The sequence below is a fragment of the Streptacidiphilus sp. MAP12-33 genome (genome assembly GCF_041261265.1).
In the GTDB taxonomy this organism is placed as follows: Bacteria; Actinomycetota; Actinomycetes; order Streptomycetales; family Streptomycetaceae; genus Streptacidiphilus.
Genome location: NZ_JBGCCA010000048.1, coordinates 58,038 through 64,050, shown reverse-complemented (window position 1 = coordinate 64,050; position 6,013 = coordinate 58,038). Strand labels below are relative to the sequence as shown.

Sequence of the window (6,013 nt, the reverse complement as noted above, 5' to 3'; positions counted from 1 at the left end):
GCCGCCCCCCCGGGGGGGGGCCCGCGGCCACCCCCCCACACCGCCCGCGGACCCTGGCGGGCGCGCCCGGCGCGGCCCGGCGCGCGGGGGGCGGCGCCGGCCGCGGCGGGGCCCGCCCCCGCGCCCCCCGACCAGGTCTGGCCGGAGATGTGGTGGGACCAGCCCGCGCTGGTGTTCCCGGCGTGCCCGGAGCGTCCGGCCGACGGGGGCTGGTTCCCGGTGCGCGCCGCCCTGGCGGTGGACGACGCGCCCGGCTGGCTGGCGACGTTCGAGGACGCCCACCTGCGGGTCACCGGCCGCGAGGGCGGTTGCTGGTACGCCGGCCTCGTCTGCACGGCCCGGGCCTGGCGCCGTGCGGTCCGCGCGCGTGGCCGGCTCCTGCTCGTCACCGGACCGTTCACGCACCCGCTGGAGTTGCCCGCCGCGGCCACGGCGGGCCGGCTGCTGTGCGCGGTGGCCGACGTCCGGATCTCCGGCGGTTTCTGACCCGCCGAGGGCGAGGATCAGCTGCCGTAGACCTCGAAGGACCACAGGGAGTAGCCGTACCCGGTGGCCCGCGCGGTGCCGTACATCCGGACATAGCGCCCTGAGCCGGTCAGGCCGGTCAGGTCCTGGACACCGCCGGTGCCGGTGGTGGTGGAGTAGACGGTTGTCCAGGTCGTGCCGTCCTCGGAGGTCTGGAGCTGGAACGCGGTGGCGTAGGCGGCCTCCCAGGAGAGCTTGACCTCGTCGACGGTGTGGGTGGTGCCGAGGTCGACCTGGAGCCACTGCGGGTCGGCGAAGGCGCTGGACCAGCGGGTGGCCGCGTTGCCGTCGGTGGCGAGGTCAGCGGTGTCGCTGGTGCCGGACTGCACCGAGGACGCGGTGGTCGGCCGGCCCAGGGCCAGGTCCTTGCCGTTCACCGTCCAGGTGAAGGAGGCGGTGCCGCTCGCCCCGGTGCCGTCGGCGACCGTGATCGTCACCGTGGAGGTGCCGTTGCCGGACGGGCTGCCGGTGATCAGGCCCGAGGCGGGGTCGATGGCCAGGCCGCTCGGCAGGCCCGCCGCCTGGTAGGAGAGGGTCCGGTTCGGCGCCGAGTCGCCGGCCGTGATCTGAACGGGAGTGATGGCGCTGCCCGCCGTGGAGGTCTGCGCGCCGGGCCAGCTGACCGTCACGGCGTCGGCCGCCGTCCCGCCGGTCGCGGCGAAGGTGAGCACCTGGGCCGGGGCCGGGCGGGTGTCCCCCGCAGTGCCGGGGTTGTTCCAGGAGCGCTGGGGGGCGGTGGCCACGGCGGCCTGGGCCTGCGCGTCGAGACTGAGCGCGAGGTCGCTGTAGCGGTTGACGAGCCGGAAACCGCCACCGCTCGCGGCGGTGCCCTGCACGGACCACTCCTGTCCCACCGTCGGGGTGGTCCCCATCGCGGACGCGGTGACCGGCGCGCCCCAGGCGCGCCCGGCGTTGCCGCTCGCGTTCACCCCGAGGGCCTGTCCGGAGGCGGAGTCGACGACGGTGTAGAAGCCGTCACCGGTCGGGTGGAACGTCCACTGCTGCGCGGCCGCGCCGCTCGTGGTCGTGGTCGTGGTGAGCGCGGCGCCGTTCTGGGTGAGGATCTGTCCGTCGCCCGCCTGGATCCGGTAGGTGAGCCCGGCGGTGACGGCAGGAGCCGGCAGCTGGGCGGAGGAGTCCGGGGCCAGGGTGATGTCGCTGTACTCGCTGGTGTAGGTGGAGCAGTAGTAGGCACAGTAGGAGCGGAAGGTCCTGCCGACCACGTCGGAGGAGGTGCGGTTGGCCGGGTCGAGCATCCACCGGTACCAGGCGGCGTTCGGGTCGCCGGTCACCAGGCCCATGTCGGTCCACTTCTGGGTGGCCAGGCTGTCGGTCTCGTAGAAGTGCAGGGGCGTGAGCGTCCCGTCGGCCTGGGCGACGTTGTTCTGCGGGGTGCCGATGTACTTGCCGAGGTAGGCGTCCCAGGCGACGTTCATGACGGCGAGTTGGCTGTTGTCCGGCATGGAGCCCGCCGCGACCTGCGCGGCGACGCCACCGGTGGTCGTGGGCCGGTAGTCGCCGCCCGGGGCGACGTATCCGGTGCCGCCGCCGTCGGCGGGGATGATGTCGCTCTCCGCCCCGCCCACCCCGGCCTGGGACCACGCGCCGTCGTACCACTTCTGCCAGCTGCCGGTCGCCATCTTCCCGGAGATCGGTGCCCGGGCGACGTGCTGGAGCCAGACGGGGCCGCTGCCGGACTTGTCCAGCACGCGGGTGGCGTAGAAGGCGTAGAAGTAGCCGGAGGCGTTGTCGACGAAGAGCCGCGGGTCGCCGTCGCCGTAGTAGTACGTGGAGCCGGGGAAGGCGGTGGTGTCGCCGCGGGTGGTGCTGTAGGGCGAGGTGATCGCGTGGCCCTTGATCGTCCAGGTGTGGCCCTGGTCGGTGGAGACGGCGTAGTCGAGCGCGTCGTAGTGCAGCCCGTCCCCGAAGGGCTGCGGGGTGAACTCGTTGTGGACCAGCCCGTACCAGTTGCCGGTGTCCGGGTCGACCCAGACGCCGAGCAGGTCGCAGTAGTCGCGCTCGGCGTAGCCTGAGCCGCTCGGGGCGTTCGTCGCGGTGACGCCGGTGGGGCTGTTGTTGCAGCGCCAGGTGGTGTTGCCGTTGCTGTCCTTGGAGTTGGCCGGGTTCACCGCGGTGCTGATCCCCGCGAGCGTCGCGGAGTCGAAGTCGGCGCCGGAGTAGAAGCTCCACTGCCGGCTGTCCTTCGCGCCGTACAGCGAGTGCGAGGATTGGTAGTAGAACTGGCCGTTCTTGTCGGTGTAGACGTCCGCGGGGGTGTCGTCGGGGTTCGCGAAGCTCACCGGTGTGCCGGAGGAGAGCACGTACGCCGGCGCGGGGGCCGTCGCCGCCGACCAGACCTGCGCGGACTGCGAGGGGTCGCAGGAGGCGAGCCCGATCGCGGCCCCGTCCATCACGGCGCCCTGGACCGCCAGGCATTTGCCCGAGGCTGAGCTGTAGATCGTCTGGTCGGGCAGGTGGGCGAAGTGCTGTCCCGGCACCGCCGCGGAACAGGTCCACAGCTCGAGCAGTGCCGCGGTGGCGTTCGACCCTCCGGTGACCTGGAGGCACTTGCCGAGCGTGGAGACGGTGCCGTCGGTGTTCCAGGACCACTGCTGCTCCGCGCCGCCGTCGCAGCCGAGGAGCTGGACGCCGTTGCCGTCGGCCGTCCCGGAGCCCGTGTCGTCCAGGCACCGCCCTGCGTTGGTGACCGTTCCCGCAGCGGCCGACGCTCTGGCGCGGGCCGCGGCATGGGCCGGGGCCTGCACGCCGAGCCCGATCAGCGCGCAGCTCACGGCCAGAACGGCCACCTGTGCCCTTCTGCCTTCCATGTCACGTCCTGAGGTCGAAGGAATAGTTCAACTAGGATCTGAACTAATCTGGCGCGGCGTCAAGGGGTCCGTCTATGATTCCTGACTGTCCATCAGCAAGAGCTCGCCATAACCCTGGAACGCGATCCCGGAGGTCGTCGTGCGCACTGCTCTCGGCAAGGCCGCTCTACTCTGCTCGCTGGCCGTGCTGCTCCTCGCACAGGCGCCGGCCGCCAGTGCGACAGGCCCCCGGCCCCGGTCGGCGGTGAGCGCGGACGCGACCGCGCGGATCCCCGTCATCTTCGTCCACGGGCGCAACTCCGGTCCGGGCGTGTGGGGCACGATGGAGGCGGACTTCGAGGCCGACGGCTACGGCAGCAGCCAGCTCTTCGCCTGGGACTACGACTCCAGCCAGTCCACCAACGAGGTGCTCGCGGGCCAGTTCGCGACCTACGTGTCCCAGGTGCTGGCGCAGACCGGGGCCTCCCAGGTCGACATCGTGGCCCACTCCCAGGGCAGCCTGCCGACGCGCTGGTACCTCAAGTTCGGTGGCGGCACCGCCGTCGTGCGCCACTGGGTCTCCCTCGGCGGCCCCAACCACGGCACCGACCTCGCCTGGGCCTGTGCCCTGTGGGACCAGGGCTGCCGGGACATGACGCCGGGCTCCTGGGTCGAGTCGCACCTCGCCCAGGGCGACGAGATCCCCGGGCCCACCCGCTACGCGACCTTCTGGTCGCACTGCGACGAGTTCATCCTCCCCAACAGCAGCGTCCCGCTGGACGGCGCCGTCAACACCGACGCGGGCTGCCTCAAGCACAACGACCTGCTCACCGACCCGGGCGTCGCGGCGGGGACCCTCGCCTTCCTCGCGAGCTGATCCCGGCCGCCACGCGCTCCGCCGGCCGCACGGCCTACGCCGTGCGGCTGGTGCTCTGGTCCAGCAGGCGCCAGCAGGCCAGGGACTGGCGCAGATGGCCCGCCTCCTCGAAGCGGAGGGCCGCCGCGCGCAGGCGTTCCTGCGCCTCCGCGCGGCAGTCCAGCGCCAGCAGGGCGCGCCCCCAGGTGGCTTCGAGGCGGGCCTGGTCCGGTTGCTCCAGTGGCGTGCCGTCCGCGGCCGTCGCCCGGCACAGGGCCTCCGCGCCCGCCGGATCGCCGGTCAGCAGCAGGTACTTGGCCCGGATCACGTTCAGGCGCCCAGGTGGTGTGCGGCGCACCACGGCGACGGCCAGGGACGCGTCGAGGCACTCGCCCGCCGTGTCCAGCTCGACCTCCAGATCGACGAGCAACGACGCCAGGGCGGTGCAGAAGTGCGTCCAGTCGCTGAGGCGCAGGTCGAGGGAGCCGAGGATGCTCCTGGCGAGCGTGAGATGCCGCACGGCCTCGTCGGTGCGGCCCAGGCGCGCGTGGACCGTGCCGGCGGCCCAGTGCGCCCGGCCGAGCGCGCCGCGCTGCCCGACCCGCTCTGCGGTGGCGATCAACTCGGCGATCTCGCTGGCCAGTTCGCCCGCATCGGCGCCGAGCTCGCAGCGCACCGAGAGGCACACTCCCAGCAGCCGCACGTGCTCGGGGGTGTCCTCCAGGCCGCTCTGCGGCAGCAGGTCGGCACAGGCGGCCAGGGAGACCCGGGCCCTGGTCAGGTCACCCGCGTCGCGCGCCGCGGCCGCGAGATCGACGAGGATCTTGATGCGTGCCGTCGGCGGGTCGACGCCGTCCACGCGCTGCGCGAGTTGGGTCAGGATCTCCAGGCCGGCCTCGTCGTCGCCGAGTGCGGCCAGCTCCTGGGAGATGCGCAACCCGATGACCAGCGTCGCCCAGGAGGGCGGGCGCTCGCGCAGTCGTTCGCCCAGCGCCCGCGCCTCCGCCCGGACGCTGCCCGGCTCCCGCGACTCGCCGCCCTCGTGGAGCAGAAGTCGCACGATCTCGTCGCTCGTCTCCCGCACGAGTGCCAGTCCTGCACCGCCGGCTCCGGCTGCCGCGTCGTCGATCGGCCCGCCCTGAGCCGGCATCACGCCAGTGAGTGGCAGTGGGCCGCCCGCCAGCTCCTCGGGCGGCACCCCCAGGACCTGGCTCAGCTGGAGCAGCACGTCGAGGGTCGGCTCACGGCGGCCGGACTCCAGCAGGGAGATGTAGCTGGGTGCCACCAGGTCGCCGGCCAAGGCCCTTTGCGAGAGCCCCTGTTGGGTGCGGAGAGTCCGCAGGCGTCGACCGAAGGCGGGTTGACGCTCGGGAGATGGCTTTGCCATGAACACTCCATGATTTCATTGTCACCGGCGCGCGCGGCATTGTAACATCAGTAAAGGAATGTCCGCTTCCGGCTTACGCCAGTAAACCACCAGAGGGGCACTGGTGACCAGAAGTCAGGAGCCTGTCCGGCTGCCTGCCAGGGGGGAGGCGCAGATGGGGACGAGCTCGTGGCCCGAGCCCGAGGTTCCGCGCCGATCGCTGAACAGGTTTCCGACGTTGGTGCGCGGGTCGCGGCCCCATGACGAGGACGAGGTGGCGCCGACGCCCCTCGGGGACGAGCACGGCCGACGTGCTCCGGAGGTCGGCCGGTCGAGCGACTGGCCCTGGTAGCGACCGGTTCTGACGCTCTGTGATGTCACCGGAGCACGAACTCGCCGAACTCCTGCCCGGGGCTCTCCCGTGCTGCTAGCTTGACTCCAGTCATCAACCGGCGATGA

Annotated in this window: 4 protein-coding genes; 2 read left to right on the top strand and 2 right to left on the bottom strand. The window is 72.5% G+C overall.

Annotated elements, in window-relative coordinates; all coding sequences use genetic code 11:
• The coding region (locus ABH931_RS35610) for a hypothetical protein (protein ID WP_370123047.1) at positions 1-486 on the top strand (486 nt) is incomplete at its 5' end.
• A gap of 17 nt (positions 487-503) precedes the next feature.
• Here the strand turns inward: ABH931_RS35610 and ABH931_RS35605 are convergent.
• Positions 504-3,353: a discoidin domain-containing protein gene (locus ABH931_RS35605; RefSeq protein WP_370123044.1), complete on the bottom strand. Its 2,850-nt coding sequence runs from the start codon at positions 3,351-3,353 to the stop codon at positions 504-506.
• 139 nt (positions 3,354-3,492) lie between these two features.
• Here ABH931_RS35605 and ABH931_RS35600 point away from each other — a divergent pair, with 139 nt between their 5' ends.
• A complete protein-coding gene (locus tag ABH931_RS35600; protein ID WP_370123041.1) occupies positions 3,493-4,209 on the top strand; it encodes an esterase/lipase family protein in 717 nt (238 codons plus the stop codon).
• A gap of 34 nt (positions 4,210-4,243) precedes the next feature.
• Here ABH931_RS35600 and ABH931_RS35595 read toward each other — a convergent pair whose 3' ends face one another.
• Positions 4,244-5,575, bottom strand: a complete 1,332-nt coding sequence (locus ABH931_RS35595) for a helix-turn-helix domain-containing protein (RefSeq protein ID WP_370123038.1) — start codon at positions 5,573-5,575, stop codon at positions 4,244-4,246.
• Positions 5,576-6,013: the final 438 nt, after the last annotated feature.

What these genes read in the sequence shown, in the direction of transcription:
- ABH931_RS35605 (WP_370123044.1), bottom strand. Translation starts at nt 3,353, where the DNA reads ATGGAAGGCAGAAGGGCACAGGTGGCCGTTCTGGCCGTGAGCTGCGCG.
- ABH931_RS35595 (WP_370123038.1), bottom strand. Translation starts at nt 5,575, where the DNA reads ATGGCAAAGCCATCTCCCGAGCGTCAACCCGCCTTCGGTCGACGCCTG.